Below are 346 nucleotides of genomic sequence, written 5' to 3' on the forward strand. Positions count from 1 at the left end.
TTACTGGTGCATCATACACTGCAACACAAACGGATATTGATAATGGAAACATTACCAATAACGTTACTGCTGCTGGTTTAGAACCTAACGGAACTGATCCTGTTGAAGCTACAGATACCTATATCATCGATCAAGATAATCCTGAGGTTACGATTTGTACTACTGCTAGTATTGCTATTGTAAAATCTGCAGAATTGCCTAATGGCGAAGAGTGTGTGACTGCTGGTACTGTTATAGATTATACATTTACAGTAACTAATACTGGTGATGTATCTGTAAACACCATCACCATTACTGATGATTTATTAGGTGGTGATATTACTGCAACACTTACTCTTGATGGTGA

1 protein-coding gene is annotated in these 346 nt (G+C 37.3%); it reads left to right on the top strand.

Annotated elements, in window-relative coordinates:
- Nucleotides 1-346: DUF7507 domain-containing protein (locus tag ACVC5O_RS02720; RefSeq protein ID WP_452219929.1), on the top strand; the 346-nt coding region annotated here is incomplete at both ends.

It is taken from the genome of Lacinutrix salivirga (assembly GCF_053604675.1).